Raw genomic sequence first — 1,978 nt, 5'->3', positions numbered from 1 at the left:
GCGGGGCTCGGTGAGCGGCGGGAGGAGGGGGGTCCTGGACGCCGGGTCGTCGGTGCCCCGGGTGGTCGGCGAGGAGGCTGCCCTAGCCGAAGCTGACGTCGCTGCGGTTGTCGGCGTGGTGGCGGTCGGTGTGGAGGCGGTCGTCGTTGAGATGGTCGGTGTGGAGGTGGTCGTCGTGGAGGTGGTCGACTCGGACTGCTGCGTCATCGAGGAGGCTCCCGTCGCTGAGCGTCGTCACGGAGGATCGTCGTCGCTGAAGACCACTGAAGAGCGCTGAGGTTCGCTGAGAGTCCCCGGGGCCGTCGAGAAGTGTCATCGCAGGTCCTCGAAAGCCGTGCCGAGGAGGGTCAACGCCCGTGCCACATGGGGTAGTTCCAGGGGGTCCGGCGCGGTGAGGGCCTGGGCGCGCTCCTCGTCGGTGGTGCCGAGGAACGCGTCGGTGGACAGCCGGACCCGCAGTGCCCCGAGGTCGTCCCCGAACCGGTGACCACCGGGCGCCGGCATCCCGAGCCGGTCGCCGAGGAAGTCCTCCACCTCCTGCGCGTCGCCGACGCCGTACCCGACGAGGGCCGAGCGCAGCGGGGCGAGGTCGACGTACAGGTGCCGCCCGGCGCGCGGCGGCAGGGCGAGCGCCCCGGCGGCCACCACGGCCCGGTGCGCGGCGCCGGCGAGACGGGCGTGCAGGCGTACGGCGGTGGCGAGCCGTTCGGTGACGGGGGCGGGCTCCTCCAGGGCGTGGGCGGCGGCCGCCGCGACCGGGGTGGCGACCCGGGCGCCCAGCGCGGTGAGCACGTCCAGGACCCGGTCGCGCAGCCCCGTCCCCTCCCCGCTCGCGGGGAAGCGGGCGACGGCGGCCGGCCAGCCCGCCGGCAGGAAGGCGCCGGCGAGGTCGGTGACGACGGTGACCCGGTCGGGCACCATCTCGGCGGGGCTGAGCAGCACGGTGTCGTGCGGGTCGTGCACGGTGTCGCGCCAGGTCTCGTCGCTGATCAGGTGCAGCCCCTCCCCCAGGGCGGCCTCCATGGCCTCGTGCACCAGTTCGGGCGGGGCCACGGTCGCGGTCGGGTCGTCGGCGACGCACAGCACGAGCAGCCGGGGGTCGCCTCCCTCGGCCCGGATCCTGCGGACGGTCTCCAAAAGGGCGTACGGGTCCGGCACGCCCCCGCACTCGGCGGGCGTGGCCACGTGGAAGACGGTTCGCCCCAGCGCTCGCGCCTGTGGCTCCCACCAAGCGGCGCACGGCCGTGGGAGCAGCACGTCGCCGCCGATCGCGGCGGTCAGCGCGAGGAGCAGGGCGGGGGCGCCGGGGGCGGCGAGGACCCGGTCCCGGGTGGTGGCCAGTCCGCGTCGGTCCCAGTAGCCGCAAGCGGCGTCCAGGAGGGCGGGATCACCACCGAGCGGGACGGGGTGGGGACGGCTCGCCTCGGCGGAGAGCGCGGCGGCCAGTTCGGGCAGGACGGGCAGCCCCTGGGCGGGGAGCGGCGGGCCGAAGCGGACCGGACCATGCCCTTCCGGATCCGTCCGCCGCATGTGTGCCTCCGCCCGCTCCTGATGCCTTGCCCGGCGGTCACCCCTCCGGGATCGCTCCGGGATGTCGATGGTGCTCGGTGGTGCTCGGTGGTGCTCGGTGATGCCCGCTGGTGCTCCGTCGTGCGTGGGGGGTGCGTCGGGGGTGCGTCGGTGTGCCCTGTCGAGCACGGCGCCCGCACCCTCGGCCTGTCAGTACCCAGGCTCACACGCCCCATGGGCCCCGGGGCGGGTTGCACCGGTCACACTCGCCCCGTGGCTTCGACGGGCCGGGCTCGGAACGCTCAGGGCGTCCAACGGTCCCGTCTGCGCAGCCGGTGCACGGCCGCGCCGAGCGCGCCCGCGACAAGGAGGCCGCCGGCGACCATGGCCGGGACCGAATCGGTGAAGGCGCCCCCCTCCCCCGCGTGGACGCCACGCTGGACCGGGGCCGGTTGGTGGGTGGAGGGGT

The 1,978-nt window shown here is 75.6% G+C and carries 2 protein-coding genes; one reads left to right on the top strand and one right to left on the bottom strand.

Going from position 1 to position 1,978, the window contains the following annotated elements; translation table 11 throughout:
- Positions 1-277: hypothetical protein (locus tag P1P70_RS44010; RefSeq protein WP_319248035.1), on the top strand; the 277-nt coding region annotated here is incomplete at its 5' end.
- 35 nt (positions 278-312) lie between these two features.
- Here the strand turns inward: P1P70_RS44010 and P1P70_RS44005 are convergent.
- Positions 313-1,530 (bottom strand): aminotransferase class I/II-fold pyridoxal phosphate-dependent enzyme, encoded by a 1,218-nt coding sequence (locus P1P70_RS44005; RefSeq protein ID WP_319248034.1) that lies wholly within the window; start codon positions 1,528-1,530, stop codon positions 313-315.
- Positions 1,531-1,978 lie beyond the last annotated feature (448 nt).

This window comes from Streptomyces sp. MB09-02B (genome assembly GCF_033794485.1).
In the GTDB taxonomy this organism is placed as follows: domain Bacteria; phylum Actinomycetota; class Actinomycetes; order Streptomycetales; family Streptomycetaceae; genus Streptomyces.
The sequence above is the reverse complement of the archived record's forward strand: the minus strand, read 5'-3'. Positions and strand labels throughout refer to the sequence as shown.